Source organism: Paraburkholderia sp. IMGN_8, from assembly GCF_038050405.1.
In the GTDB taxonomy this organism is placed as follows: Bacteria; Pseudomonadota; Gammaproteobacteria; order Burkholderiales; family Burkholderiaceae; genus Paraburkholderia.
Map to the genome: position 1 here is coordinate 2,211,440 of NZ_CP150901.1, position 26,888 is coordinate 2,238,327.

Annotated in this window: 27 protein-coding genes and 1 pseudogene; 17 read left to right on the forward strand and 11 right to left on the reverse strand. The window is 62.7% G+C overall.

Going from position 1 to position 26,888, the window contains the following annotated elements:
• Positions 1-4: 4 nt before the first annotated feature.
• A complete protein-coding gene (locus WN982_RS31000; RefSeq protein WP_341319366.1) occupies positions 5-208 on the forward strand; it encodes a hypothetical protein in 204 nt (67 codons plus the stop codon).
• Positions 209-322: 114 nt separating this feature from the next.
• Here WN982_RS31000 and ribA read toward each other — a convergent pair whose 3' ends face one another.
• A complete protein-coding gene (gene ribA / locus WN982_RS31005) occupies positions 323-973 on the reverse strand; it encodes a GTP cyclohydrolase II (protein ID WP_341319472.1) in 651 nt (216 codons plus the stop codon).
• Positions 974-1,243: 270 nt separating this feature from the next.
• Between ribA and WN982_RS31010 the strand changes: the two genes are divergently transcribed.
• A complete protein-coding gene (locus WN982_RS31010; RefSeq protein WP_341319367.1) occupies positions 1,244-1,687 on the forward strand; it encodes a CBS domain-containing protein in 444 nt (147 codons plus the stop codon).
• A 153-nt stretch (positions 1,688-1,840) separates the two neighbouring features.
• Here WN982_RS31010 and WN982_RS31015 read toward each other — a convergent pair whose 3' ends face one another.
• Both WN982_RS31015 and WN982_RS31020 read right to left on the reverse strand, forming a co-directional pair.
• Entirely contained in the window at positions 1,841-2,185 is a 345-nt protein-coding gene (locus WN982_RS31015; RefSeq protein WP_341319368.1) for a DUF4148 domain-containing protein, read from the reverse strand.
• A 275-nt stretch (positions 2,186-2,460) separates the two neighbouring features.
• Positions 2,461-3,108: a DNA-3-methyladenine glycosylase gene (locus WN982_RS31020; protein WP_341319369.1), complete on the reverse strand. Its 648-nt coding sequence runs from the start codon at positions 3,106-3,108 to the stop codon at positions 2,461-2,463.
• Positions 3,109-3,442: 334 nt separating this feature from the next.
• Between WN982_RS31020 and WN982_RS31025 the strand changes: the two genes are divergently transcribed.
• Both WN982_RS31025 and WN982_RS31030 read left to right on the forward strand, forming a co-directional pair.
• Positions 3,443-3,799 (forward strand): BON domain-containing protein, encoded by a 357-nt coding sequence (locus WN982_RS31025; RefSeq protein ID WP_341319370.1) that lies wholly within the window; start codon positions 3,443-3,445, stop codon positions 3,797-3,799.
• 409 nt (positions 3,800-4,208) lie between these two features.
• On the forward strand, positions 4,209-5,291 hold the full coding sequence (locus tag WN982_RS31030; RefSeq protein ID WP_341319371.1) for an ionic transporter y4hA: 1,083 nt from the start codon (positions 4,209-4,211) through the stop codon (positions 5,289-5,291).
• 40 nt (positions 5,292-5,331) lie between these two features.
• On the opposite strand, the gene WN982_RS31035 is transcribed toward WN982_RS31030, so the two are convergent.
• The gene (locus tag WN982_RS31035; RefSeq protein ID WP_341319372.1) at positions 5,332-6,225 is read right to left on the reverse strand and encodes a LysR substrate-binding domain-containing protein; all 894 of its coding nucleotides are present in this window, start codon (positions 6,223-6,225) and stop codon (positions 5,332-5,334) included.
• A 538-nt stretch (positions 6,226-6,763) separates the two neighbouring features.
• On the opposite strand from WN982_RS31035, the gene WN982_RS31040 reads away from it, so the two are divergent.
• The 7 genes from WN982_RS31040 (at position 6,764) to WN982_RS31070 (ending at position 13,174) form a co-directional block, all read left to right on the forward strand.
• A complete protein-coding gene (locus tag WN982_RS31040; protein ID WP_341319373.1) occupies positions 6,764-7,858 on the forward strand; it encodes an extracellular solute-binding protein in 1,095 nt (364 codons plus the stop codon).
• Positions 7,855-8,817, forward strand: a complete 963-nt coding sequence (locus WN982_RS31045; RefSeq protein ID WP_341319374.1) for an ABC transporter permease — start codon at positions 7,855-7,857, stop codon at positions 8,815-8,817. The genes WN982_RS31040 and WN982_RS31045 overlap by 4 nt, the downstream gene beginning before the upstream one ends.
• A complete protein-coding gene (locus WN982_RS31050; RefSeq protein WP_341319375.1) occupies positions 8,814-9,686 on the forward strand; it encodes an ABC transporter permease in 873 nt (290 codons plus the stop codon). The genes WN982_RS31045 and WN982_RS31050 overlap by 4 nt, the downstream gene beginning before the upstream one ends.
• Before the next feature lie 25 nt (positions 9,687-9,711).
• Positions 9,712-10,785, forward strand: a complete 1,074-nt coding sequence (locus WN982_RS31055; RefSeq protein WP_341319376.1) for an ABC transporter ATP-binding protein — start codon at positions 9,712-9,714, stop codon at positions 10,783-10,785.
• Positions 10,786-10,830: 45 nt separating this feature from the next.
• Positions 10,831-11,649, forward strand: a complete 819-nt coding sequence (locus WN982_RS31060) for a transporter substrate-binding domain-containing protein (protein WP_341319377.1) — start codon at positions 10,831-10,833, stop codon at positions 11,647-11,649.
• A 119-nt stretch (positions 11,650-11,768) separates the two neighbouring features.
• The gene (locus WN982_RS31065; RefSeq protein WP_341319378.1) at positions 11,769-12,515 is read left to right on the forward strand and encodes an amino acid ABC transporter permease; all 747 of its coding nucleotides are present in this window, start codon (positions 11,769-11,771) and stop codon (positions 12,513-12,515) included.
• A gap of 2 nt (positions 12,516-12,517) precedes the next feature.
• Positions 12,518-13,174: an amino acid ABC transporter permease gene (locus tag WN982_RS31070; RefSeq protein WP_341319379.1), complete on the forward strand. Its 657-nt coding sequence runs from the start codon at positions 12,518-12,520 to the stop codon at positions 13,172-13,174.
• A 73-nt stretch (positions 13,175-13,247) separates the two neighbouring features.
• Here WN982_RS31070 and WN982_RS31075 read toward each other — a convergent pair whose 3' ends face one another.
• From WN982_RS31075 to WN982_RS31085, 3 genes are read right to left on the reverse strand one after another with little or no spacing between them, the layout of a single operon-like run.
• The gene (locus tag WN982_RS31075; RefSeq protein ID WP_341319380.1) at positions 13,248-14,528 is read right to left on the reverse strand and encodes a cytochrome c; all 1,281 of its coding nucleotides are present in this window, start codon (positions 14,526-14,528) and stop codon (positions 13,248-13,250) included.
• A gap of 12 nt (positions 14,529-14,540) precedes the next feature.
• On the reverse strand, positions 14,541-16,793 hold the full coding sequence (locus WN982_RS31080; RefSeq protein WP_341315875.1) for a xanthine dehydrogenase family protein molybdopterin-binding subunit: 2,253 nt from the start codon (positions 16,791-16,793) through the stop codon (positions 14,541-14,543).
• Between the two features lies 1 nt (position 16,794).
• Positions 16,795-17,250, reverse strand: a complete 456-nt coding sequence (locus tag WN982_RS31085) for a (2Fe-2S)-binding protein (RefSeq protein WP_341315876.1) — start codon at positions 17,248-17,250, stop codon at positions 16,795-16,797.
• Positions 17,251-17,301: 51 nt separating this feature from the next.
• Between WN982_RS31085 and WN982_RS31090 the strand changes: the two genes are divergently transcribed.
• From WN982_RS31090 to WN982_RS31100, 3 genes are all read left to right on the forward strand, one after another.
• Positions 17,302-17,604 (forward strand): hypothetical protein, encoded by a 303-nt coding sequence (locus WN982_RS31090; protein WP_341315877.1) that lies wholly within the window; start codon positions 17,302-17,304, stop codon positions 17,602-17,604.
• 89 nt (positions 17,605-17,693) lie between these two features.
• Entirely contained in the window at positions 17,694-18,092 is a 399-nt protein-coding gene (locus WN982_RS31095) for a hypothetical protein (RefSeq protein ID WP_341315878.1), read from the forward strand.
• Between the two features lie 399 nt (positions 18,093-18,491).
• A complete protein-coding gene (locus WN982_RS31100) occupies positions 18,492-19,310 on the forward strand; it encodes an alpha/beta hydrolase (protein WP_341319473.1) in 819 nt (272 codons plus the stop codon).
• Between the two features lie 161 nt (positions 19,311-19,471).
• On the opposite strand, the gene WN982_RS31105 is transcribed toward WN982_RS31100, so the two are convergent.
• Entirely contained in the window at positions 19,472-20,395 is a 924-nt protein-coding gene (locus tag WN982_RS31105) for a peptidoglycan DD-metalloendopeptidase family protein (RefSeq protein WP_341315879.1), read from the reverse strand.
• Positions 20,396-21,016: 621 nt separating this feature from the next.
• Positions 21,017-21,772 carry a DeoR/GlpR family DNA-binding transcription regulator gene (locus WN982_RS31110; protein WP_341315880.1) on the reverse strand — a complete coding sequence of 252 codons (756 nt, stop codon included), beginning with the start codon at positions 21,770-21,772 and terminating at the stop codon, positions 21,017-21,019.
• 126 nt (positions 21,773-21,898) lie between these two features.
• On the opposite strand from WN982_RS31110, the gene WN982_RS31115 reads away from it, so the two are divergent.
• Positions 21,899-22,486 carry an NUDIX domain-containing protein gene (locus WN982_RS31115; protein ID WP_341315881.1) on the forward strand — a complete coding sequence of 196 codons (588 nt, stop codon included), beginning with the start codon at positions 21,899-21,901 and terminating at the stop codon, positions 22,484-22,486.
• 51 nt (positions 22,487-22,537) lie between these two features.
• Here WN982_RS31115 and WN982_RS31120 read toward each other — a convergent pair whose 3' ends face one another.
• The gene (locus tag WN982_RS31120; protein WP_341315882.1) at positions 22,538-23,698 is read right to left on the reverse strand and encodes a porin; all 1,161 of its coding nucleotides are present in this window, start codon (positions 23,696-23,698) and stop codon (positions 22,538-22,540) included.
• A 545-nt stretch (positions 23,699-24,243) separates the two neighbouring features.
• On the opposite strand from WN982_RS31120, the gene WN982_RS31125 reads away from it, so the two are divergent.
• Positions 24,244-25,353 carry an OpgC domain-containing protein gene (locus WN982_RS31125; protein WP_341315883.1) on the forward strand — a complete coding sequence of 370 codons (1,110 nt, stop codon included), beginning with the start codon at positions 24,244-24,246 and terminating at the stop codon, positions 25,351-25,353.
• Between the two features lie 187 nt (positions 25,354-25,540).
• A pseudogene (locus tag WN982_RS31130) lies at positions 25,541-25,738 on the forward strand (esterase family protein); the annotation flags it as partial.
• A 52-nt stretch (positions 25,739-25,790) separates the two neighbouring features.
• Here WN982_RS31130 and WN982_RS31135 read toward each other — a convergent pair.
• On the reverse strand, positions 25,791-26,870 hold the full coding sequence (locus WN982_RS31135; RefSeq protein WP_341315884.1) for an AI-2E family transporter: 1,080 nt from the start codon (positions 26,868-26,870) through the stop codon (positions 25,791-25,793).
• Positions 26,871-26,888: the final 18 nt, after the last annotated feature.

A 26,888-nucleotide genomic window follows, 5' to 3' on the forward strand; every position in this document is an offset into this window, starting at 1 on the left:
CAGCATGCACACCTGCCCTCTGCTACGCCTGTCGACGGAATCGCGCAGCGCGGCGGCGAAGCCACGCGTCGACGCGCGCATAAGCGATAGCACCCGCCGCTGGCTGGCGATGCTGCTGGTCAGTGTCGCGGGACTGCTCGGCTGGCGCGCGCTTCGGGACGTGCTCAATGCGATTCCCGATAGCAACGACGACTTCGGTCTGTATTAAGTTCTCGTGACGCGAAGCAAATTGACGCGCGCTCGAATACTGTCTGAATGTCGAAATCGGCGCTGCAACGCCGGCCGCCATTTGCAAAAATGGCGGCCGGCGCGTTTGCGTCACTTACTCGTTCTCGTCGAAGTAATGCCCGAACTTCAACTGCTTGGTGCGGATATAGCGCTCGTTTTCCTCGCGCACCGGAATCGCCAGCGCGACCCGCTCGCATACCGGAATGCCATGCTTCGACAGCGTGTCGAACTTCTCCGGATTGTTGCTCATCAAGCGCACTGACGTGACCTTCAGCGTGCGCAAAATGCCTGCCGCCGAATCGTATTCGCGCGAGTCGTCGGGCAAGCCGAGATCGAGATTGGCCTCGACGGTGTCGCGGCCCTGCTCCTGTAGCGCGTACGCGCGAATCTTGTTCGACAGGCCGATGCCGCGCCCTTCGTGGCCGCGCAGATACAGCAGCACGCCGCAGCCTTCGGCCGCGATATAGCGCAGCGCCAGATCGAGCTGTTCACCGCAATCGCAGCGATACGAGCCGAGCACGTCGCCCGTCAGGCATTCGGAATGCAGGCGCGTCAACACGGACGACTGGTTCGCGACATCGCCCATCACGAGCGCGAGATGTTCGGCGCCGCTTTCGACCACGCGGAACACGTAGGAGGTGAACGTGCCGTAGCGCGTGGGGAGCGTGGCGGTGGCGTCGAGGACGACGCACTCGCCGATGATTTCGCCGTCTGCTGCTTGCGACGGATCGTGAGACGTGAGCATGGCGTTGGACAATGGTGCTGACATGAACCCGATAAAGCCGGGGATAAGGTATGGACTGGGAGTTTACCGCTAATCGGCTCGCCGCACCTGCAAGTCCACACGCCGCGCACGGAACCGGTGCGCGCGCTGCACTAATACCTCACATAGACGCACCGCGCGCCCCAGGTATTCCCGATGTACCGAGTGACGCGTCGAGCCTATACTGGAATCGCCTGTCCCTCACGACAGCACGCCGCGCCGGTGTGCTGCACTGCGAAACGGAGCCGCTCCATGACAAGCGTTGCACAACTTCTTAAAACGAAACCGAACAACACCATCGTCTATACGATCGGGGCCGCGGATTCTGTCTACGAGGCGATCAAGCTGATGGCCGAAAAAGGCATCGGCGCGCTGGTCGTGACGGACGGCGACAGCATCGCCGGCATCGTCACTGAGCGCGACTACGCGCGCAAAGTCGTGCTGATGGACCGTTCGTCCAAAGAGACGCCGGTGCGCGACATCATGAGCAAAGCGGTACGCTTTGTACGCCCCGACCAGACCACCGAAGACTGCATGGCGCTGATGACCGAACGCCGTATGCGCCACTTGCCGGTGATCGACAACGATCGACTGGTCGGCATGGTGTCGATCGGCGACCTGGTGAAGAACATCATCGCTGAACAGCAGTTCACCATTCAGCAACTCGAGTTCTATATCCACGGCGAACGGGCCTGACGTCCACCGCAAGCCGCTGGAAAGGACGCAAAGAAGGCACAAAAAAAGCCCAATCCTTGAAAAAGGTTGGGCGAAGCTACCTTGCGGCAGCGGAGGTTCCTTGAATTGTGGAGCGCGCCGTATGCGGCGCGCATGTTTCTCACCACTTCAATTTTAGTTACCGAAATAGACCGACTTCGGACCAGCCGACAGTTGGGCTGCCGCGCCCGACTGCGACGAACCGCTCATCGGCGCACCGTAACCGCTGGTATCGGCGACCGGCTCCTGCGTTTGCGCGACTGCCGGGTTTTGCGCCTGAACGCGACGCTCGGCGGCCTGAATGTCGGCCGGATAGTTCGTGTCGTTAGTGAGAGCGGGGTTGTAGCCGGCGTGTTCCAGTTGGATCAATTCACCGCGCACTTGTGCGCGGGTCACGGGTTCCTGGCTCGATTGAGCGAACGAAGCGACCGGTGCTGCGAGAACCACCGCGATGGCGACTGCCTTGATGAGCGACTTCATGATCACTGACCTCCAGACTGGTTTTATTTGCTTCGCTCGGCACACCATGTGAGAAGCGAATAACTGCAGTCTAGTCACCAGATTTCTGCGGGAAAACCCTTAATTCCGACATACATAATTGTTCAAATCGCAAAAATGCGTCAAAACTTCCCGTTGGTCAGTATTGGAGCGCTAGCTGTACCGTAATAATTGTCGGGATCGTAACCGTTTGCGTCTGACGTTTCGAAAACACGCTGTCGCTGAGTGTGTTTCGCCGCAACGCGCGCCACCGGAAGTCAAATTTGCGCGGTCGTGGAATCGGTGGAACTCGGCGTCTGCAGCAGCTTTCTCGGCCCACTGACGAACACGCTGCCCGGCTCAAAGAACCGCAACGGCCGATGCATCTCACGCGACAAGCCGATGCGCGTGGTCACCCCAACCGCCATCTCGTCAGTCTCGATCACGCCGATCCACAGGCCGCGCCCCGTGCAAAGATCGCGGCCGTCGAATGTCTGGCCGATGCCGAGCGCCGTGGTCAGCCGGCCCGGACCACGCGCCAGATCTCGCAGCGGCACACCGGGCCGCCGCGTCTCCATCAGGGGCAGTCCTTCGAGCGGCTCGATCGCGCGAAGCAGAATCCCTGCGCCGACCTCCTCCGCTTCGGCAGACATGTTGAGCATGTACGAAAGTCCGTAGGTCAGTCGCACGTAGGCATGCCCGCGTGCGAGAAACAACGAGCCGTTATACGAACGGCGGCCGGGAAACGCGTGGCTGGTCGAATCGCCGACCGGATAAGCCTCGGTCTCGACAATCCGTCCACTGATGCGGGCTTCCGGCAGATCGTGCACGAGGTACTTGCCGACCATGAAGCGCGCCAGCTCGACCGTATCGAGCGGCAAATCGTCACGAAGCAATGGGATGATCGGGAGCGGCTGTTTGGGCATGCGGTTCGACCTTGTCTGGAGCGCGCCATGGAAGCGCGCCAAGCGATGTAGCGCCATCGGCCTGTTTTCATCGGCCGATTCGTTGTACCAAAACCTCATTTCGGTACAGCGGCGCATTCACCATGGCACTAATTGGAGTATCGTGTGTTTCCGGCCCGCAGCACAGCCTCTGCCGGCATGCGTGAGCTCTGGCCCGCCTGATCAGCTGACAGATTGCAAGAAGTCGCATGACCCGCAGCACTGTTCCATTCAGTTTCGATCCCGCAGTACCCGCTGGTGTAGTACACCGGCCCCATCCAGGGCCGTCGTATTTATGACAACAGGAGAAAGTCGAATGAAAGCATTCACCGGAATCAAGATGGTTGGCGGCGCTCTGATCGTTCTGGCGTCTCTCAATGCGTATGCGCAAAGCAGCGATGCAGCGGCCCCGATGGCTGCGCCGTCTGCAACCTCCACGAAGGCGGACAAGGCAGCCAACCGCGCGCTGGGACGTAAGGTGCGCAGCACGCTGGCGAAGACGAAGGGCCTGAGCGTGGCGAACATCGTGGTGCGCGCACGCGGCGGCGCGGTGACGTTGGAAGGCTCCGTGCCCGAACAGGCGCAAGTCGATGTGGCGACTCAGGCGGCACAAGGCGTGGCCGGCGTGACGTCGGTGAAGAACGCACTGACGATCCGTCCGATCGGACAGTAAGCCCGAATCAGTCTGCTGTAGTGCTATACCCGGGCGCAATGCTTCTTTACGCGGCGTTGCGTCCGATTAGATTCCTGCGGTTCCTCCAGTGCGGCAAGCACCCCGACCGTTCAGCGCCGCCGGCATTCCGGCCTGCGAAACTGCACGGCAGTTTTCCGCGCAATCCCGCGGATCCCATCCTTGAATACAGAACAGGCGCCGTTCGCCGTACAGCGTTCGAATCCGCGCCATCGCGATACAGCGCACAACTGGCAAACGCGTTCATGTAAAAAATTATCCTTTATAATTCAATGTTTTATGGCGTGTTGTTGAGACGATGGATTAGCATCGTCGCCCGCCTGAAGCCTGGCTGCTACTCGTTGGCGCCTGCCGCGCCACTCAAGTACAAGCATTAGAAAGGAAGCCCCGAATGACCACGCCCGCGACTGTTTTGCCCCGCTGGACCATTGCCGCGCCATTCGTCGCGTGGATCGTGCTGGGCGTGGCGTACGCCATGCCGGGCCACGCGGTGTTGCTCGCGCTGGTCGGAGCAGCGCTGTGCGCTGCGGTCTTCACGGCGGTGCATCACGCGGAAGTCGTCGCGCATCGGGTCGGCGAGCCTTTCGGCACGCTGGTGCTGGCGGTGGCCGTCACGGTGATCGAGGTCGCGCTGATTGTCTCGGTGATGCTGTCGGCCGGCCCGGAAAAAGCCGATCTCGCACGCGACACGGTATTCGCGGCGGTAATGATCGTCTGCAACGGGATCGTGGGCATCTGTTTGCTGGCGGGCGGCATCCGGCATCGCGAACAGGACTTCCAGATTCGTGGCGCAAGCGCGGCGCTGGCGGTGCTCGCGTCGTTGTCGGTGCTGACCATGGTGATGCCGAATTACACGACCACGAGCGTCGGTCCGATGCTGTCGTCGTCGCAATTGGCGTTCGCGGGCGTTTCGTCGCTGGTGCTGTATGGCGTGTTCGTGTTCGTGCAGACCGTGCGGCATCGCGACTATTTCCTCGCTGACGTGCCCGATGAAAACGTCCATGCCGCGCCGCCGAGTATCGGCGTCGCCATGGCGAGCGGCGGCTTGTTAATGGTGTGCCTGGTTGCCGTCGTGTTGCTGGCGAAGGTGTTGTCGCCGGTAGTCGAAACCGCGGTAAAGGACGCTGGTGCGCCGCCCGCGGTGGTCGGGATCGTGATTGCGGCGCTCGTGCTGCTGCCCGAAGGTCTCGCCGCAGTGCGCGCAGCGCGCGCCGACCGCTTGCAGAACAGCCTGAATCTCGCGCTCGGTTCGGCACTCGCCAGTATCGGGCTGACCATTCCGACCGTTGCCGTGGTGTTTTTGTGGACCGGTCAGCCGCTCGTGCTGGGTATCGACGGCAAGGAAACCGTGCTGCTGATACTCACGCTGCTGGTCGGCACGCTCACGCTCGGCACCGGCCGCACCACGATTCTGCAAGGCGCGGTGCATCTCTCGCTGTTCGCGGCTTATCTGTTTCTGTCGTTCGCGCCGTGACGCCGCGTCATGCACGACGTGAAGGTCCTGGCTTGGGACCTTACTCTTCCCAATGCGCGGCGATCCAGTCGCGAAACAGATTCAGCTTCTGCTGATGCGCAACCGAGTCGGGATAGACGAAGTAATAGCGCCAACCGGTCTTGAGCACCGTATCGAACGGCCTCACCAGACGCTTGGCCGCGACATCGTCGTCGATCAGCGCAAGATCGCTGATGGCGACGCCGAACCCCTGTAGCGCGGCGTTGGTCGCCATATCGAGCGTGTCGAAGCTCGGGCCGTGCTCGGCGTCGACCGCGTGCGCGTTCGCGGCATCCAGCTCAGTCACCTTGGCGAGCCACATCTTCCAGTCGCGGTGATCGCGCGTCGGATGCAGCAGCGTGTGGCGCGCCAGATCCGCGACCTGATCCAGCGGCTTGTCTTTCAGCAGATCGGGCGCGCACACCGGCGTCAAACGCTCCTCGAACAACGGCACCGTCTGCACGTCCACCCCCGGCGACGATCCATAGATGATCGCCGCATCGAACGGCTCGAGCTGGAAATCGACGTCGTGCTGCCAGGTGGTAGTGATCTGCACATGCAGATCGGGATACTCGGCCTGGAAGCGCATGATCTTCGGCAGCATCCAGCGCATCACGCAGGTCGGCACTTTCAGCGCGAGATCGGTGCGCTGGCGCGTGAGGCGCAGCGAAATCTCCTCAATGCGCGCGAAGCTCTCCTTCACCGCCGGCAGCAGCAATTCGCCTTCGGCGGTCAGCGTCAATCCCTTTGCATGGCGCTTGAAGAGCGGAAACTTGTAGTAGTCCTCGAGCGCGATGATTTGCCGGCTGACCGCGCCTTGCGTCAGACACAGATGGTCGGCGGCGCGCGTAAAGCTGCGGTGCCGCGCGACGGTTTCGAAAATCTGCAGCGCATTGAGCGGCGGAAGACGTCGCATCGAAGGAGTCCAGGATCAGAAAAAGTCATTACGCGGACGAGCAGCGTTGAATGCCGCCCCGCCCGTCGAGCCCACAGCATACGCGATTCGAAATTCCCACACGAGATGCGCGCAAGTCGAAGCGCATGCATTCCACTCATGGCGCGACCATGAATTGCGATCCGCTCATCGCGGCTTGCACCGACTCTGGGCAAAGGTCTCCGCCTGCCGCACCAGAACCGAGCTTTCCTCATACCTCGGCAGGCGTCCGGTCGCGGAAAAATCATGGACGTTAACCCGCATACGCCAGTGCATCGGCGTTCCCGCTGCGTCGAGCGAACCCGCCGCGAGCATCGCGCAACGGCTTGCGCATGAGATTACCTCATGGCCGCCATGCGCATATTTCGTTTGTTGGAGGATTTTGGCAAACCTAGAGTGCATCCACACGCAACGCTTGCGCAATGCGTGAAGGGCATCGCAAACGGACAACTGGGCAGTACAGCGGCAGCGGTCGCAGCGAGTATCGACAGGCAACAGGCGTTCAACACGGGAGACCGCCATGCAAGAGATCAAACGGGGTAGAAGGCAGGCCATCAAGACGATTGGTGCAGCGCTCGCGGCGTCCGCGTTGCCGATACCGTTCGTCAATCTGAAAGCACAGGAACACAACTTCTCCGGCAAGACCCTGCGTCTTCTGACCTGGTCGGACGACACCGGCGCCGCCGCACTGCGCAACATCGCCGCGACCTTCACGGCGAAGACCGGCGCCAAGGTGATCGCCGATCGCGCCGACGGCACCTCCGGCATGGTCGCCAAGGTCAAGGCCGCGGGCGAGCGCCCCACTTATGACGTCATCACGCTGGCCGGTGTCGGCGCGGCGGGTCTCGGCGACGCGGGTCTCCTGATGAAGCCCGATCTCGACAAGCTGCCGAACCTGAAGGACGTCGCGCCGCAATATCGCACTGGTGCGAACGGTTTCGGCATCGGCTATCTGCTGTGGTCGGACGGTCTGATCTACAACACGTCGACCGTCAAGACAGCGCCGTCTTCGTATGAAGCGCTGTGGGATCCGAAATACGCGGGACGCGTGTTCCTGCCGCCGCCGGAATGGGCTGAAGCCGTGGACCTCGCGATCATCGCCGCGAAGATGAACGGCGGCTCGCAGCAGAACATCGAGCCCGGTTTCAAGAAACTGATGCAACTGAAAGACCGCGTGATGACGCTCGGCGAGAACCCGAACCAGGTGGCCGATCTGTTCCGCACCGGTTCGCTGGATATCGGCGGCATCTATTCACCGGCCTTCTTCCCCGATCAGATCCGCAAGCCCGAGTACAAGATGGGCGTGACCTACGGCATGAAGGAAGGCTTCGCCACGCAACTGATGTTCACCGTGATCCCGAAATCGCATCCGGGCGACATCGAGCTGATCCACGCATTTATCAACCATTCGCTCGACGCCGGCGTGCAAGGCCGCATGGCTGCCGACGTGCTGAACGGCCCGGTCAACTCGAAAGCGGTAATTCCCGCCGAGAGCCGCGCGTTCGTGCCGAGCCCGCAGCAGATCGCCGAGAAAGCCGTGTTGCATGACGACAAGGCGCTCGCCGTCGTGCAACCGGCGTGGATCAAGCGCTACACCGAAATTTTCTCGGCATGAGCACGATGCTTGCGCGCTTTTCGCGGCGTGCTTCTGCGGTGTCGGACGTACCTTCGGCAACCGCGTCGGGCTCGCCTCGCGAGCCCGCGTTCGACGCGCGGGAAACCGCGCTGGCTAAGGCGCGGCCGTGGCTGCTGCTCGCGCCGATTCTGCTGTTTCTCGCCGTGCTCGGCGCGGCGGCGCTGGTCGTGCTGCGCATGAGCTTCGGCACGCAAGGCGGCGAATGGCGCGGCTTCACGCTGCAAAACTACGCCGACCTGCTCGACGGCTACTTCCTGAAGTCGTTGTGGCTCACGTTGAAGCTCGCGTTTCAGAGCATGATCTGCGCGGTCTTGCTGGCGATTCCCGTCGCGCTGGCGATGGCGCGCACCGAGTCGCAGCTCGCGCGGCGTCTTCTGCTGGCCGGCGTGCTGCTGCCGCTGCTCGTCAATCTGCTGCTGCAAGGCTACGGCTGGCTGATCATTCTCGGGCCGGCCGGTTTGCTCAATCACGCGCTGCTCGCAAGCGGTCTCGTCGAGCGGCCGGTGATGTGGCTGTATCGCGAGCATGGCGTGTTGCTCGGCCTGATTCAGACGGCGTTTCCGCTCGCCGTGCTGCCGCTCTCGAGTGCGATGCGCGCGGTGTCGCGCTCATATGAAGAAGCCGCGGCCACGCTCGGTGCGACGCGCTGGCAAACGCTGCGTCACGTATTGCTGCCGCTCGCGATGCCCGGGTTGGTATCCGGCGCGCTGCTGGTGTTCGCGTACAACGCCAGCGCGTTCGCGGTGCCGCTGTTGCTAGGCGGACGCCGTGTGCCGATGCTTGCCGTGCTGGTGCACGACCAGGTGGCACCGTTGCTCAATTGGCCCGCGGCATCCGCGTCGGGCGTCGTGTTGATGGTCGCGACGCTTACAGTGATGGCGCTTTCGCAGCGCCTCGTGCGCCGTACGCAACGTCTCACCGAGGAGCCTCACGCATGAGCACGCCCATTCAAACCGCGCGCCTGCCACGCTTGCCTCGCCTGCCGACCACCATGCCCGGCCAGCTCGGCAAAGCCGCGGCGCTGCTTGCCGCGATCGTGCTGTTTCTCGCCGCGCTGCCGATCCTGACGATGATCACGATGTCGTTCAGCGCCGCCGACACGCTCGAATTCCCGCCCCACGCGTACGGCCTGCATTGGTATCGCGCGGCCTGGCACAGCTTCGTGTCGCCGGACGCGAGCGACTCGCTCTCGATGGGCGCCGCGCTGAGCACGAGCCTGATCGTCGCCGTCTCGACGATGCTGATCGCCACGCTCGTCTCGGTGCCCGCCGCCTACGCATTGAGCCGCTACCGCTTTCGCGGCAAACCGGCGGTCGAACAACTGGTGGCATTGCCGCTCGTCTATCCGCTGGTGATGCTCGGCTTGTCGTTGCTGCTCGTGTTCAATGTGTTGCCGATCGAACTCGGCGTGTTCCGCCTGATCATCGCGCATGTGATTCTGGCGCTGCCTTTCACGGTGAAGAATTGCGCGGCGTCGGTTGCGTCGATCGGTCCGGAATTCGAGGAAGCGGCCTGCGTGATGGGCGCAAGCCCGCGCCGCGCGCTCGTCGACGTGATCCTGCCACTGATGCGCCCCGGCATCCTCGCCGGCATGCTGTTCGCGTTCATCGTCTCGTTCAACGAGTTCACTGTCACCTTCTTCCTATACGGCATCGATACGATGACGCTGCCGGTGTGGCTCTACAGCCGCACGGTGTCGTCGCTCGACCCGACCGTGTTCTGTTTCGCTGTGTTCATCGTCGCCATCGACTTCGCGCTGATCTGGCTGCTCGAAAAACTGATCGGCGATGAAGGCGTTGCGCTTTGACGGTCCCTACATGCTGGAGCATTCGATGACCCATCTGACCTTGCAGGTCGTGACCAAACGCTTCAACGCGGCCCATGCCGTCGACAGCGTCGATCTGAGCGTGCCCGACGGCAAGCTGGTGTGCTTTCTCGGACCGTCAGGCTGCGGCAAGACGACCTTGCTGCGGATGATCGCCGGCCTGGAAACGCCGAGCTCGGGCTGCATCAATTTCGCCGGCCGCGACATCACGCACTTACCTGCCAATCAGCGCGACTTCGGCATGGTGTTCCAGTCGCTCGCGCTGTTCCCGCATATGACGGTGGCGCAAAACGTCGCGTATCCGCTCAAGCTGCGCAAGACGGCGAAGGACACGCAGGCGCGGCGCGTGGCCGAACTGCTGGAGTTGATCCAGTTGCCCCATATGGCGAACCGGCCGGTCACGCAACTCTCCGGCGGCCAGCGGCAGCGCGTGGCGATCGCACGCGCGATCGCGTCGCAACCGAAACTGCTTTTGCTCGACGAACCGCTGTCCGCGCTCGACGCCAAACTGCGCGAAGCAATGCAGGTCGAAATCCGCCTGCTGCAACAGCGGCTCGGCATCACGACGATCATGGTCACGCACGACCAGCGCGAAGCGATGACGATGGCCGACGAGATCGTGGTGATGGAAAAAGGCCGCATTGCGCAGGTCGGCAAACCGCTCGATATCTACCGCGACCCGGTGAGCGAATTCGTCGCCGACTTCATCGGCCTCGGCAATATCCTGCCGGTCACTTACGACGGTGCGGGCGGAGTGAACCTGCCGGGTGGCCGGCGCATTGCGGTTGCGCAACCGGCACGCGTGCCTGAATCGAACAGCGATATCCGTCTACTGATCCGGCCGGAAGACGTGTGCGTCAAGACAGCATCCGCCGATGCGAGCCCGAACCGCCTTGCGGGAACGGTTACGTTTATCCGCGACGTCGGCGCCTCGCTCGAAGCGACGATCGACTGCGCCGGCTTCACGCTGACCGCCGCGACCACGCCACGCGAGACGCCGGGGCTCACGCTCGGCATGCCGGTGTTCGCAGAATTGCCACCGCATGCGTGCAAACTGATCGCCGCCCGCGCGGCTCATTAAAACGCACTCATCAAAACCACCGACGCTTTCGACAGAGGAACGACCATGAACCAAGTTGCCAAATCAACCACCCGCCGCGTGTTCGCCACGCTCGCCGCGACGCTGGCCTTCACCGGCTTCGGCGCACTGTGCGCATTCTCTTCCGCCGCCCATGCCGACGCGCTCGACACGATCACCAAATCCGGCACGGTACGCATCGGCGTCTTCGAGGACTACCCGCCGTTCGGCTCGATCGGCCCTGACATGAAGCCGATGGGCTACGACATCGACGTCGCCAACCTGATCGGGCGTGCGCTCAACGCGAAGGTCGAACTCGTCCAGGTGACGGGCGACAACCGCATGGCCTACCTCGCCGACCACAAGGCGGACATGCTGCTGTCGGTCGGCCAGACGCCGGAACGTGAAAAGGTGATCGACTTCTCGCAGCCGTACGCGCCCTACTACCTCGCCGTGTTCGGCCCGAAAACCCTGACCGTGAAAAACGCCGCCGACCTCGCCGGCAAGTCGATTTCGGTCGCGCGCGGCACGCTGGAAGACCTGAGCGTCAGCAAGATCGCGCCGCCCAGCGCGAACATCAAACGTTTCGACGATCCGAACGGCGCAATTTCGGCATTTATTTCTGGTCAGGTACAGTTGATGGTGGTCGGCAACGACGTCGGTGCGACGATCCTCGCGCGTCATCCGGCGAACGATCCGGAGCAGAAGTTTTCGCTGTTCAGCTCGCCGGATCACGTCGGTTTGAACAAGAACGAGCCGCGTCTGAAGCAGAAAGTCGACGACACGATTGCCAAGGCCCGCAAGGACGGCACGATGAACGCGATTTCGCAGAAGTGGCTGCGCGCGCCGCTGCCGGCCGACCTCTAAACCTTTTTTCGCGGACCGGCACGCCGGTCCCCCAAGGGGACTTCCTGCGGGGCGCCCCCCAAGGGGACTTCCTGCGGGGCGTCCGCGCAGGAGTTTGACCTTACGATGAGCGCCACCCCATGACCTATGCGTTCGATTTCAGCGGCTTCGGCCTCTATGCGGGGATGCTCGCGCGCGGCGTCGCCGTGACCTTGGGGCTCACGGCCGTGTCCACCCTGCTCGGCGGGCTGGTCGGCATTGCCGGCGCGAGCGTCGCGGTGGCCGGGCCAAAGTGGGCGCGCTGGGTGGTCGCGAGCTATGTCGAGCTGATCCGCAACACGCCGTTCATCGTGCAGCTGTTTTTTATTTTTTTCGGTTTGCCGAGCCTCGGCATTCATATCGACGAAGTACAGGCCGCGATTCTGGCGATGACCGTCAATCTCGGCGCCTACGCGATCGAGATCGTGCGCGCCGGCATCGAATCGATTCCGCGCGGCCAGGTGCAAGCAGCGCAGGCGCTCGGTCTGCATGGCCGCCAGGTATTTCGCTATATCGTGTTGCCGCAGGCGGTCGCCAACGTGTTTCCCGCGCTGCTGAGCCAGGTGCTGATCGTGATGCTCGGCTCGGCGGTGGTGTCGCAGATCTCAGTGCCCGATCTGACTTACGCGGCCAACTTCATCCAGTCACGCAACTTCCGCTCGTTCGAAAGCTATCTGATCATCACCGCAACGTACTTGCTGCTGTCGATCCTGTTGCGGCAATTGTTGAACCGGTTTGGACGCGGACTGTTCGCCGGCCGCGCAGCGAGAGGCGCCGGCAGCGCCCCGCGTAACTGGCGCACGCGCTTTGTATGGCGCGGCGCACGCACTCTGCCGACGGAGCGTTGATCATGGTCGAATTCACACTGTGGGACATCGCCCGCAATCTGCTGCTCGCCGCCCGCTGGACGGTGCTGTTGTCGTTGATCGCGTTTGTCGGCGGCGGCATCGTCGGGCTGCTGCTGTTGGCGATGCGCGTTTCGCCGTTGCCGTGGCTGCGCCGCATCGTCGTGGTGTACGTCGAAGTGTTTCAGGGCACGCCGCTCCTGATGCAGCTGTTTCTTGCGTTCTTCGGCCTGCCGTTGCTGGGCGTCGATGTCTCGCCCTGGGTCGCGGCAGCCGTCACGCTGACGCTTTATACGAGCGCGTATCTGGTCGACATCTGGCGCGGCTGTGTCGAAGCGGTGCCGCGCGGCCAGTGGGCGGCCGGCGCGAGTCTCGGCATGACGTTCAGTCAGCAACTGCGCTATATCGTGTGGCCGCAGGCGCTGAAAATCGCGGTGGCGCCAACGGTCGGTTTTCTCGTGCAGGTGGTGAAAAGCACCGCGCTCGCGTCGATCATCGGCTTCACCGAGTTGACCAAGACCGGCACGATGATCACCAACGCCGCGTTCCGGCCGTTCCCGATCTACGGCATGGTCGCGATGATTTACTTCGCGATGTGTTTTCCGTTGACCTGGTATGCAAGAGTGCTGGAGAAACGGCAGAAGGTCGGGCAGCATCGGTAAGACTTATGCACTAGAAAAAGCGGCAACCGTCGTCCTGCACGGTTGCCGCTTTTTTTTTGCCTTTCCGGCGTGATTACCGCGCTGCCTGAGTCGACTTCCGCAGCTTCGCCACCTCCTCGGCGCTCACCGCCGGCGCACCGTTGTTCCACCCGGCGCGCACGAAAGTCAGCACGTCGGCGATCTGCTGGTCGTTGAGCACCGGTGCGTACTTCGGCATCGGATACGGCGCCGGAATACCGCCGATCACCAGATCGCCCGTACCGTTCAACGTCACGTTGATCAGCGACGACGAATCCTTCTCCAGCACGTTCGGATTGCCGGCCAAAGGCGCCAGCATCGGCGCAAAGCCTCGTCCATCGACGCCGTGACAGTGCATGCAATACGCCGTGTAGACACGCGCACCGGTATTGTTCGCAGGACGGTTCAACGACACCCTGGTCGCCTGCGGATCGTACGTATAAGGCGACGCGCCGTTGCCACCGGCCGGCGGCAACGACTTCAGATACGTCGCCATCGCGGCGATGTCGGTGTCGTTCATGGCCTGCGTACTGTTGTTGATCACGCTGGTCATCGAACCGAACGCCGATGCGTGGCGATTCGCGCCGGTCTTCAGGAACGCCGCCAGATCCTGCTCGTTCCAGCGGCCGAGACCGACATTGTGTTCGCCGCTCAGGTTCGCGGCGAACCAGCCGTCGAGCAGGCCGCCGGTCAGGAACGCGCTGCCTGATTCATCGAGCGCCTTCTCCTGGAACGCGATGCCGCGCGGCGTATGACACGAGCCGCAGTGTCCCAGGCCCTGAATGAGGTACGCACCGCGATTCCACGCCACATCCTTGCCCGGCTTGTCCTGATAGACGCCTTTCTCCAGGAATACGAGGTTCCAGATCTTCAACGGCCAGCGCATGTTCAACGGCCATTTGATATCCGGCTCGCGGTTCGCCTGCTGCACTGGCGCGACGCCGCTCATGAAGAACGCGTATAGCGCTTTCATGTCGTCGTCGTTGACCTTCGCATAGGACGGATACGGCATGGCCGGATACAGGTTGTGGCCGTCTTTCGCGACGCCTTCACGCATCGCTCTCGCAAAGTCCTCCTCGGTGTAGCTGCCAATGCCGGTAGTCGGGTCGGGCGTGATGTTGGTCGTGTAGATCTGGCCCATCGGCGTGGTCATCGGCAGACCGCCCGCGAACGGCTTGCCCTTCGGCGCCGAGTGGCAGGCAACGCAATCGCCGACTTTCGCCAGATACGCGCCGCGTTGTACCAGCGCCTGGTCGGCCGCCTGCGCCGGAGCTTGCGTCAGGAACGGCAGCGCCACGCAAAGCGCCGCACCGAAACCCTTGAGTGTGTTTTTCATGTCGGGCTCCGGTTAGGCAGTTTGCAGTTGGCTGCCGACGGGCAATTGCCGCAACCGCTTGCCGGTGGCCGCATAAATCGCGTTCGCCAGAGCGGGTGCGAGCGCCGCCGTGCCCGGTTCGCCGATGCCGCCGGGCGCTTCGCTGCTCTTCACGATATGCACCTCGATAGCCGGCGTCTGATCGATGCGCAACATCCGGTAGTCGGTGAAATTATTCTGCTCGACGCGGCCGTCCTTAATCGTGATCTCGCTGTAGAGCGCCGCCGTGATGCCGAAGATGATGCCGCCCTGCACCTGCGCTTCGACGGTATTCGGATTGACCACCATCCCGCAATCGACCGCGCACACCACCCGGTTCACCGTCACCTCGCCCTTATCGACCGTGACGTCGGCGACCATCGAGAAGAAGCTGCCGAATGCATGCATCACCGAGACGCCGCGCCCCTGGCCCTTCGGCACAGCCTTGCCCCAGTCCGCCGCCTGCGTCGCGGTGTTGAGCACATTCAGCGCGCGCGGCGTTTTGCCAAGAAGGTCCTGACGATATTTGACCGGATCGACTTTCGCCTGCGCGGCGAGTTCATCGATAAAACTCTCGACCACGAAGGTGCCGCGCGTCGGGCCGACACCGCGCCAGAACGCAGTCGGCACCGCATGCGGCTCCTGACGCACGTAGTCGACCAGCTGGTTCGGCAAGTCGTACGGCAGGTCCGCGGCGACTTCGACGGCATCCGGATCGAGGCCGTCCTTGAACGCGGGCGGCGCGAAACGCGCCATGATCGACGAGCCGACAATCCGGTGCTGCCACGCAACCGGTTTGCCGTTCGCGTCGAGCCCGGCGGAGATCTTGTCGTAGTAGTACGGCCGGTACATGTCGTGCTGGATGTCTTCTTCGCGCGTCCAGACGACCTTGACCGGCGTCGAAACCTGTTTGGCGACCTTGACCGCTTGCGTGACCATGTCGAATTCGAGCCGCCGGCCAAAGCCGCCGCCGATCAGGTGGTTGTGTACCACGATCTTCCCGGCAGGCAAGCCGGTCACCGCCACGGCGGCATCCACCACACGCGTCGGCACTTGCGAGCCGAGCCAGATATCGCAGCCGTCGGGCCGCACGTGGACCGTGCAATTGATCGGCTCCATCGTGGCGTGCGCGAGGAACGGCTGCTGATAAACCGCATCCACGCGGGTCTTAGCGTTTGAAAACGCGTTGCCGACGTCGCCCTCTTTACGCGCCACCGCGCCATTGCGCTGCGACGCATTGGCAAGATCGCCGACAATCTGCTTCATCGAGATATTGGCGCCCGCGCCTTCGTTCCACTTGATATCGAGCGCCTGCACGCCGCGTTTGGCCGCCCACGTGTGGTCGCCGATCACCGCCACTGCGTTGTCGAGCTTGACGACCTGGCGCACGCCGGGGATCTTCTTCGCGTTGGTATCGTCGACGCTTATCAGCGTGCCGCCGAACACCGGGCAGTTCGCGATCGCCGCGTAGACCATGTCCGGCACGCGCACGTCGAGGCCGAATACCGCGGTGCCGTCGACCTTCTCCGGCGAATCGAGACGCTTGGCCGGCGTGCCGATCAGTTTGAAATCCTTTGGGTCTTTCAGCTTGACGTTTTGCGGCGCGGGCAGTTTCGCGGCGGCCTCGGCCAATTGCCCGTAGCCGATACTGCGATTGCTGGCCGCGTGAATCACCTGGCCCGCCTGCGCATGGCAACTGGCCGGATCCACTTGCCATTGCTGCGCGGCGGCGTTGATCAATACGGTACGCGCGGCCGCGCCGGCGCGGCGCATCGGCTCCCACGCATAACGGATCGACGTCGAGCCGCCCGTAAGCTGGCCGCCGAGCAGCGGATCCATGAAGAGCTTTTCGTTCGGCGGCGCATGGTCGAGCGTGACCGAGTCGAGCGGCACTTCGAGTTCTTCGGCGATCAGCATCGGGATCGACGTATAGACGCCCTGGCCCATCTCGACCTTCGGAATCACCAGCGTGACCTTGCCCGCCGTGTCGATCTGGATGAACGCGTTCGGCGCGAAGACGCCGTTTTGCGGCGCTTCGTTGGCGTCGCCGCCGATCACCGATTTGCCCGCTTTCTGGTCCTGGCTGACGGCCGGCATGCTGAAGCCGAGCAGCAAGCCGCCGCCCGTCGCCGCGCCCACCGTCACGCCGAATTTCAGGAACGTGCGGCGCGACATTCCACCCGCACCACGCTTGCCGTCCTTCGACGGCTGTGCGCCGTTTTGTGCATCGAGCAATCCCTGGGACATGTCAGGCTCCCTTCGCGGCTTGCCTGATCGCCGCGCGGATGCGGTTGTACGTCCCACAGCGGCAGATGTTGCCGGCCATGGCGGCGTCGATGTCCGCATCGGTGGGATTCGGGTTGCTCGCCAGCAGCGACGCCGCCGACATCACCTGCCCCGACTGACAGTATCCGCATTGCACGACATCCAGTTGACGCCATGCCTGCTGGACCTTCTGCCCGGCAGGCGTGTTGCCGACCGCTTCGATGGTGGTGATTTTCTTATCGCCGACCGCGGCCGCCGGCAGCACGCACGAGCGCACTGCGACGCCGTCGAGGTGCACGGTGCATGCGCCGCATTGAGCGATGCCGCAACCGAACTTGGTGCCGGTCAAGCCGACGATATCGCGCAAGACCCACAGCAGGGGCATGTCGGGCGGCGCGTCGACGGTATGGACCTGGCCGTTGATGTTAAGCGTTGTCATAGGCGGCTCCGAGTGGGGTTTATTGTTTATCAGGCTGTTTAGACGGGGACGTTGAACCAAAACGCAAAGACGTGCCGTGTTTATTCGACAAGCCGTACTAATACGCAGTCGGACTGGTTTGAAATTGAAGTGGAAGATCATGCGCAGCGCGAGAGCGCCGGAAGGGACTGGGAAATTGTAGCCGCCGCGAAAGAAGTTCGCCGCCATGTCATACAATTTCGCGCGCGGGCAAACGGTCTGCCCCACCGTGCGCTGAAGCTGAAACGAGATTCAAATCAATGCATTAGCATCGGCTCATTGCCCCGCACCAACGCAGTTCGCGTGATTACTGAATTCTTCTTGATTCATTGCTGAGCGATTTTGTTAGCATGGATCTGGCTCGACCCGATCACCCGGCTTGATCCGGTCTGACCATCCGACAGGAACGCGACAGGAGCGACATCATGAACGACCAGCAAAGCATTCAATTCCTCTCGGAGATTCGCAGGCCGCTATTGGCGCTGCATAAGGCGATTCTCGATCACGAACGCGCGTCGTACGAAAAGGAGTTCGGCCCGGTGACGCCGGCAGCATTCCTGCAGGTGCTCATTAACGGTTCGGCGTTTCGCTGGCTCACGCCGCTGTCCACCGTCATCGCGAACGTCGATGAGATTCTCGACGACAAGGAAGCCGATTCAGCCGACCGGCTCGCCGCCGTTGAGGCAGTCACGAGTCTCTTTTCGGCTGAACAACCCAACAATGCTTTTCTGCCGCGCTATCTGCCGCTGTTGCAGGCTGATCCGGCGATCCTGCATCACCACGGCCAGGTCTCGCAGCTGCTACGCGGCGTCGACGCCAGCTAGCCGGTTGCGCGACCCGGCTCGCTTCATCGAGGTGAGCCGAAGAAGCCTTCGGCTCCCGAATTCCCTCACCATTGCAGAGGGCGTGTTCTGATCGATAAGGCGTCGTCCACTTGACCGGAGAATCGACTCGCCCTGGATGATTACCAGGCTTTCCGGCTCTCTCCGGCACAACGACACCTTATTTAAAGGCAATTTGTGCTCGATTCGTAATAGTTCGCTGTACCGACACTGCTCACAAGTCAATCGAGCGGTTTGACGTATGCAATTCCCTGGCTTTGCTGAATAAAACAAAGGTGAGGTTTTACGGGAGGTACTCAACGGATGCACTACGTAAGGCCGATCAACCCACTTCGCGCGAGCCTGCTAAGGTAAGCCGACTTTCTCGTGACTCTCACCGCTATGCAAAACTGGCCGCTTGCCGAAAGCTATACGTTCCGCGATCAAACCGTGCGCTTTCACGTGACCGGCAACGGCCCGCCGCTGGTGCTGATTCATGGCACACCGTTTTCTTCGTATGTGTGGCATCGCATCGCCCCGCATCTCGCGCAGATTCGCACCGCCTATTACTACGACCTGCCTGGCTATGGCCAATCGCAACAATGCGATGGCCAGGACGTGTCGCTCGGCGTGCAGAACGTGCTGCTGGCAGCGTTGCTCAAGCATTGGCAACTGAAGAGTCCGGACGTCATTGCGCATGATTTCGGCGGCGCGACTTCGTTGCGCGCACATCTGATCGACGGTTGCGACTATCGCAGCCTCACGCTGATCGATCCGGTCGCCGTCGCGCCGTGGGGTTCGCCATTCGTGCGGCACGTGCGCGAGCACGGCGACGCGTTCGCCGGACTGCCGCCGACTATCCACGAAGCGGTGGTGAAAGCGTATGTGCGCGGTGCGATCGCACGCGATATGCCGGACGAGGAACTCGCGCCTTACGTGAGGCCGTGGCTCGGCGAAACCGGACAACCCGCGTTCTACCGGCAGATCGCACAAATGGATCAGCGCTACACCGATGAAGTCGAAGCGCGCTATCCGCAGGTGCGCTGTCCGACGCAAATCCTGTGGGGCGAAGAGGACCAATGGATTCCGCTCGAACGCGGCCGTCAACTAGCCGGTGCGATACCGGAGGCGCGTTTCCAGGCGGTGGCGAAGGCCGGTCATCTGATGCATGAAGATGCGCCCGAAGCGATCGTCGCGGCGGCGCTGCGCTGGTTCGATTGAATACGCGTGGCCGATACTCGAGACCGTTCGGTATCTGATCCAGACGCTCAGATGTGACAAAGCATCGGTCCCGGCGAATCACTGGCCGGGGCCGATGCTTTTAGATGCGCTGCGAAAATCGCAGGTTAAACGCTTCTGTGCTTAGCCGCGTTTAGTTGCGCTCAGCCGCGCCCTTGCGGCAAATACGGCATCGGATCGATCGGCTTGCCATCGCGGCGCAACTCGAAACCGACCGAGACGCGCGAGTTCTTTTCGTCGCCCATCTCGGCGATCTGCTGCCCTTGCACCACAATATCGCCGGTCCTGACCAGCAGCTTGCGGTTATGCGAGTAGGCGGTCAGAAAGTCCTTGTTGTGCTGGACGATAATCAGACTGCCGTAGCCGTTCAGACCCGTGCCCGCATACATTACTTTGCCGTTGGCCGCAGCCCGCACCGGGTCGCCGGCCTTGCCACCGATCTCGATGCCGCGCGTTTCGCCGGCCTGGAAGCTCTCGACTACCTTGCCGCCCGCCGGCCATGCCAGTGAAACGCCTTTCGCGTGCCGCATGGTTTGCTGCGCGACTTCGCGCGCATCGGTGGCGCTGGGCACGGCCGACTGCGTGGCTAGCGCCGCCGGCGCCGATGACGGCTGAGCCGCGAGCGGCACAGCCGCAGCCTTCGCAGCGGCCGCCGCCGCGTTGGCCGCCCGTACCGTTTCCGGCGAGGCGACGTGCAGCACCTGCCCCCGCTTCAGTCGCGAGGACGGCTTCAGGCCATTCCATGCCTGCAACTGTCTGACGCTGCAATTGTGATGCTGCGCGATACGCGCCAACGTGTCGCCACGTTTAACGCGATACACCAGTTGCGGCGCCTTCTTGAGCGGCGCGCCGTCATTGGCTGTTGCCTGAGCCGCGCCACCCGCAGCCGCGTCAGACGCGGGCGTCGCCGAAGCCACCGGGACTCCCGAAGCCGCCGCGCCGGATGCAGCCGATGCACTGGACGCATCACCCGTCTGTCCCACATTCGCACAACCGCTGACCGCCAGCGCGACCCACACGCCGGCCAAACTGGCCATCATTGTTCTGTCGAAACGCTTTCCCAACATGTTCGACTCCTGCTTTATTCATTGGCGAGCCGGGGTGCCGACGTGTCGCGCGCGATGCGCGCGTTCGTACGACGCGCTGCGATCCATGCGACACGGCGAGGCCGCCTCGTGCGGCGCCCACCCATGCCCTGCCGTTTATTCAAGTCCTGCCACCCTCAGCGGGTTGCCTAAAACCGGCGATCTTCCGCGAAAAGGGCCAGAATGCCGATCAAAATCCAAGCGGAATTGTAAAGTGCATTTTGCAAAAAACGCGCCGCGTCAAACACTCTGATACAAACCTTACGCACGGTATCGCAGCCGGTCGCTGCCTGGGGCGTCGCACAATGCGCCTGGACACCATCGGCAAAGCCGGCAACAGTTCCGCCTCGACGACCGGACGATAACCTTGGCTCTAACGGCAAAACGCCGCCAAAACTTGAATCGGCGGTCGGAGCGAGGGCAAGCGCGGATGAAACCCGTGAGGGAAATACGGCTTGCGCCCACTGGGCGCAATCCACAAAGTTCAACGCAACGCTTTCACCGCATCCGCCGTCACGCCGGCTGGCTGACCGCCCCACGTGGCACGCAGATAATATTTGACGCAGGGTGCGGCGATTTTTGTGCTGTCGCTTTGACGCCCCACTACGCGCGCAGGATGGTGATGCCCAATGCCTCGAACGGCGCGGTGAGCGCCTGCGGCGTATCCTGTTCGACGACGAGCGTGCTGGCCGCCGTCACGTCCGCGATCCTGTAGGCCGACGCGGCATTCAGTTTTTCCGCCGACGCCAGCACCACGGTCTCCGCCGCGTGTTCCGCGAGCGCGCGCTTCACGTAGGCTTCCTCGAGATCGCCGGTGCTCAGGCCGGCTTGCGGATGCACGCCGGTCACGCCCATGAAATAGAGATCGGCGCGGATATGGCTGAGCGCCTCGATCGCGGCAGCGCCGACGTTCACCATCGAATGCCGGAGCAGGCGCCCGCCGATCATGATGACCTCCAGATCGGCGTGCTCCGCCAGTTCGACGGCGATACTCGGGCTATGGGTGACGATCGTTGCGCGCAAGTCGCGCGGCAGATGACGCGCCAATTGCACGGCGGTCGTGCCGCCGTCGACGAACACAATCTGGCCGGGCGCGATCATGCCCGCCGCCGCGCGGCCGAGCGCCGCCTTCGACGCCGATTCGATACGCTCGCGCCCGGCAAAATCCATCGCAGCCGGCGACGACGGCAACGCGCCGCCGTGCACGCGCTGAAGCTGCCCAACGGCAGCGAGTTCGCGCAGATCGCGCCGGATGGTGTCCTCCGACACGTCGAACTCGACGCTCAAGGTCTTGGCGACGACCTGGCCATCACGTTCAAGCGCCTCGAGGATCAACTGTTTTCTTTGCGAAGTGAGCACGGTGGCCTTCCTCTGTGCACCCTGGCTGGACTGCACGAAATTACTTGTTTTTGCACGATACTGCACGATACTGCACGATACCATGAAGCGCTTGCGGTGCAGACCGCCTTTTTCAGGATGCGGATCATGAACGAAATCGCCGAGCGGGTGCGAATTGTCGACGTGCAGGTGCTGTCGGACGACTGGTACGTATTGAAGAAAACCACCTTCGACTACCGGCGCGCCGACGGCAGTTGGCAGCGTCAGAGCCGCGAGACTTACGACCGCGGCAACGGCGCCACGCTGCTGCTGTACGATCCGCGCCGGCGCACGGTCGTGCTGACGCGGCAATTCCGTCTGCCGGCCTTCGTCAACGGCCACCACGGTATGCTGATCGAAGCGCCGGCGGGACTGCTGGAAATGGCGTCACCGGAAGCCAGGATTCGCGCCGAAGTCGAAGAGGAGACCGGCTATCGCGTGCACGACGTGCGCAAAGTCTTCGAAGCGTTCATGAGCCCGGGATCGGTGACGGAAAAGCTGCATTTTTTCGTCGCCGAATACGATGCCGTGGCGAAGGTCGGCGCAGGCGGCGGGATCGCCGACGAAGGCGAAGATATCGAAGTGCTGGAACTGCCGGTGGACGAAGCGCTGGCGATGGTCGAGCGCGGCGAGATCGTCGACGGCAAGACGATCATGCTGCTGCAGTATGCGGCGCTGAATCTGTTCGGCGAGTAAGGCTGGGCGACTTCCAAGGGCGCGCGCTCGAAGTATGACGCGCGCGCGCCGCTAGAACTTGTGCCGTATCGCCGCCCGCACCACCACCTGCTTCGACGTCGATGAAGGTGCCTGGGTGCCGGGGATAAAGGCGTCGTCGAGAATCGAATACGTCGAGTCGCCGGTAACCCGCTGATACGCGCCCTGAATGTACACGTCGGTGCGTTTGGACAAGTTGTAGTCCGCCATCAAGCCGAACGAGTGGATCTTCGGCTTCACGCCGCCGCTCGATGCGTCAAAGGTTTCCATCGTGTACACATACTGTGCGCCGACGAACAGCACCGGCGTGATCTGATACTTGCCGTTCACTTCGAAGTTCTGATACTTGAGCGAGTTCAGCAACACGCCGGGCGGCACCAGCGGCGTGACGCCGAGATAGCCGTTGCCGGTCGGATCCCGGTAATTCGAGTTGCTGTACGTGAAGCCGGCAGTGGCCGGCCCGAAGGTATAGGTAATGCCGCCGCCGAACACGCGCATGCGGGCGGCGATGAAGCTGGCGTCGTTCGCGGTGATCGCGCCGTTTGATCCGTTACCGGCGTTGTCGGCCTGCAGATACGCGGCCGCCACCAGCAGGCCGCCATAGGCGTACTGGCCACCGAAACTGTACGCGCGATTGTTCGCGAAGTTCGTGTCGTTGCTGAAGCTGTAGGTGCCGCCGAACTGGAAGCCGGAAATCTGCGGGCTGGTGTACTTGACCGTGTTGTTGAGGCGGAACGTGTTGTCGGTGTTGTCGTTATCGTAGGGATGCGAGAAAAGCGCGCCGGCCCAGTTGCCATTGGCCGTGGTCTGCGCCAGATAGTCGACCACCGAGTCGTACTGGCGGCCGAACGTCAATACGCCGTATCGCTCCGCGCTCAGGCCGACAAAGGCCTGGCGGCCAAACATCCGGCCGCCCTGGCCGAGCCGCCCGGAATTGACGTCGAAACCGTTTTCCAGTTGAAAGATCGCCTTCAGCCCGCCGCCCAGTTCCTCCGAGCCCTTCAGACCCCAGCGGCTGCCTTGTGCATCACCGCTTGCCAGTTCATAGACATGGCCGCGGCCGGCATTGTTGGTGTAGTTGATGCCTTCATCGATGACGCCATACAAGGTCACACTGGTCTGGGCGAACCCGGGCACGGCAAATGTAACGGACATAGCGGCGGAGACAGCCAGCGCGAGCACTTGCTTGTTCATGAAGATCTCCCTGCACTCGAGTAATGGGACAACTCGATCCGACCGCTTTCTTAGGACGCTCTGACAACGCCTTTATCAACCCCGACCCAATTTAAGGAAATCCTCACACGCCGATAGCCTGCCGTCCATCGGGTGTCGCTCCCGTATCTCAAAACGTTGCGAAATCTCCACGAGCGCTCATGGACGGCTGTTGCAGCGGCACATATTCAGGTAAACGGCTCCGCGCCGCCCGCACCTGAGTCCCGCCGCCAGATAGGGCATGGCCTGGCGCCGCATGGCTGCAAGCGTTCTTGTCGCGCAAAGAAATATAATTGAAAGTTTTTGCGGCGCCGCAGCGGAACTCCCCGCTTTCGAATGAGTCATTTCACTGCCCCTGCAACCGTGCGTTGTGCGCCGGCTTGAAAGCGGCGACGCGGGTCGCGCATCTGCGTGGCGGCCATCCGCCGCAGCACCCAATCCAATTCAAAAGCCTTGTGAGACGCCCGCCGCGCTGGACTAGCGCGCCGTCGCATGGGGCTGCCTGATGCATGACCTGGCACCACACAATGCAAAAATCGCAATCCCGTCTCATTGAGCTCGATTTTTTTCGCGGGCTGGTTTTACTGATCATCGTCGTCGACCATATCGGCGGCAGCATCCTGTCGCGCGTCACGCTGCATGCGTACGCTTTATGCGATGCAGCCGAAGTGTTCGTGTTCCTCGGCGGCTTCGCTACCGCGACCGCATACGCGGCGCTGACCGAACGGCGTACCGAGGCGATCGCGCGCAGCCGCTTCTTGCGACGGTCGCTGGAAATCTATCGCGCGTTCCTTGTCACGGCCGGCTTGATGCTGCTCGTCAGCGCGGTGCTTACCGCGTTCAGCATCGACGGGCCCAATCTCGCCACCACCGATCTCGACGATCTGATCGACACGCCCATGGCAGCCTTGCGCGACATCCTGCTGTTTCGCCGCCAGCCGTATCTCGCTTCGGTGCTGCCGATGTACGCGTTCTTCGCCCTGCTGGTGCCGATGATTCTGCCGCTCGCGCGCAACAAGCCGTGGCTGTTGCTGGCGGGCAGCGTCGCGTTGTGGGCCGGCGCCCCGGCGATCGACGCCTATTTGCCCGCCGCGCCGGATACGCATTGGGACTTCAACCCGTTCGCCTGGCAACTGCTGTTCGTGCTCGGCGTGCTGGCGCGTTGCCAGCCGGTTTATCAGCGGGTCAGCGCACACCGTTTGGGTTGGCTGGTCAGCGTGCTGGCGCTCGCCGTGGTCGCGGCCGCCGCGTACTACAAGCTCTTTATCGAACGCGAGCCGCTCGACGGGAACTTCAAGCAGAATCTCTCGTACCTGCGCGCGGTGAATTTCCTCGCGATTGCCTGGCTGGTCGCGAACCTGATCGAGCTTGGCTGGGCGAAGAAGCTCGCGCAATGGTTGCCGTGGGTCGGCATGATTGGCCGTAAGGGGCTGTTGTGCTTTATCGCCGGCGCGGTGATTTCGCTGGTCGTCGATTCGGTGCTGGATGCTGCCACCGACGGCTATCTGAACTATCCGCTCGGCCTCCTCGCGGACCTGTTCGCGGTGGGCGCGCTGTTCGCTGTCGCGAAAGCGTCGGAGCCGTTCACGCGCTTCTTTGCCCGGCTCGCTGCCCGGCGCCTGGGCACTTCGCCCTGAGAGCCACGCCCCGCGCCTGCGATCGCTCGCCGCATTGCCGGCGCCCACTGCCGGCGCCCACTGCCGACGCCCACTGCCGACGCCACTACCGATACTGATAGCATCATGGCCGCGCACGACCTGCGCGGTCGCTTCCCACCCTGATATGCGCTTATTTCTAGATACTAGGCTGCTTGCGCTGTGCGCCGCCGCCGGCGACGACGACCTCGCCATCCAGGCCGACGCATCGTCTCGCTACACGCATCTTCGGCTGGCGGGCAATCCAGCGTCGCTGCGCATCATCGACGGCGGTCACACTTGGGATGTGTGGAGCGCATTGCAGCCGGCCGCGCTGAAATACACGCTCGGCTGCGTGAAGCCGGCTTCGCACGACCAGGAAAAGTGAGCTGGCGAATCAGGTGTCGTTCCTGATCGCAGGACAACTGGCCGGCGTGCAACTATTGCACGAGATCGGTCCACAGCACCATGAGTACGGTCATGAGCGCGGGCCCGATGAACAGGCCCAGCAGCCCGAACGTCTCCGCGCCACCGAGAATGCCGAACAGCACCAGCAGGAAGGGCAAACGCGTCGAGTTGCCGATCAGCACCGGCCGCACGAAATGTTCGGCGATGAACACCACGACAGAGCCGAACACCGCCAGCCCGATGGCCGCGGCAACCGAGCCTTGCGAGAACAGCCACAAGGCCGCGAGGAAAAACGTGATCGGCGCGCAGAACGGCAGCATCGCGGCGATCGCCGTGACGAGCCCGAGCAGCGCAGCATGCGGCAAGCCCGTGACGAAATAAGCGATGCCGATCAACGCGCCCTCGCCGAATCCGACCACGACCAGTCCTGAGACCGTGCCGCGCACCGCCGCGGCCATGCGCTCGACGAGGTGCGCACCGTCGTCGCCGAAGCCGCGCCGCACGCCTTTGAGAATCGCGCCGGACAGATGCGGCCCCGCCTGAAAAATCACGAACAGCGTGACCAGCATGAACGCGAACACCATCACGCCGTGCACCGCGCGCGCGCCGAAGTGCCGCCCGAGCGTCATCACCGTGGTGCTGTGCAGGCCTTTCATCGCCGCCGAGTCGCGTAACGGCTGAGCGAGGTTGGCCTGCCACCACGCCGAAATCTGTTGCACGCCGAACGGCAAACGCTCGATGAAGCTCGGCATCGCGATGCCGTTTTCCTGAGCGGCGCTGAACCAGTCCGACAGGTCGCGGGCTTCGCGTAACGCTTGTGCGATGCCGATGCCGACCGGCAACACCACCAGCAGTGCAATCGCGAGCGTCAACAGCGCGGCGATCAGCGTGGTGCGGCCGGTGAACCAGTGGCTTCCCTCCACCTTGCTCAACAGCGGCCACAGAGCGATCGCGATGACGCCCGCCCAGGCCACCACCGCAATGAAGTCCCGTACGACCCACAACGCCAGCAGCACCAGTGCGATGTACAACACGAGCGACGCGGCCTTCTGCTTTTTCAGGCAACTGGGTGTCGGCGATTCGGGCGGAGCAACCGGGGGGAGTGAAATCATGTGACCTCTTGTCGATAT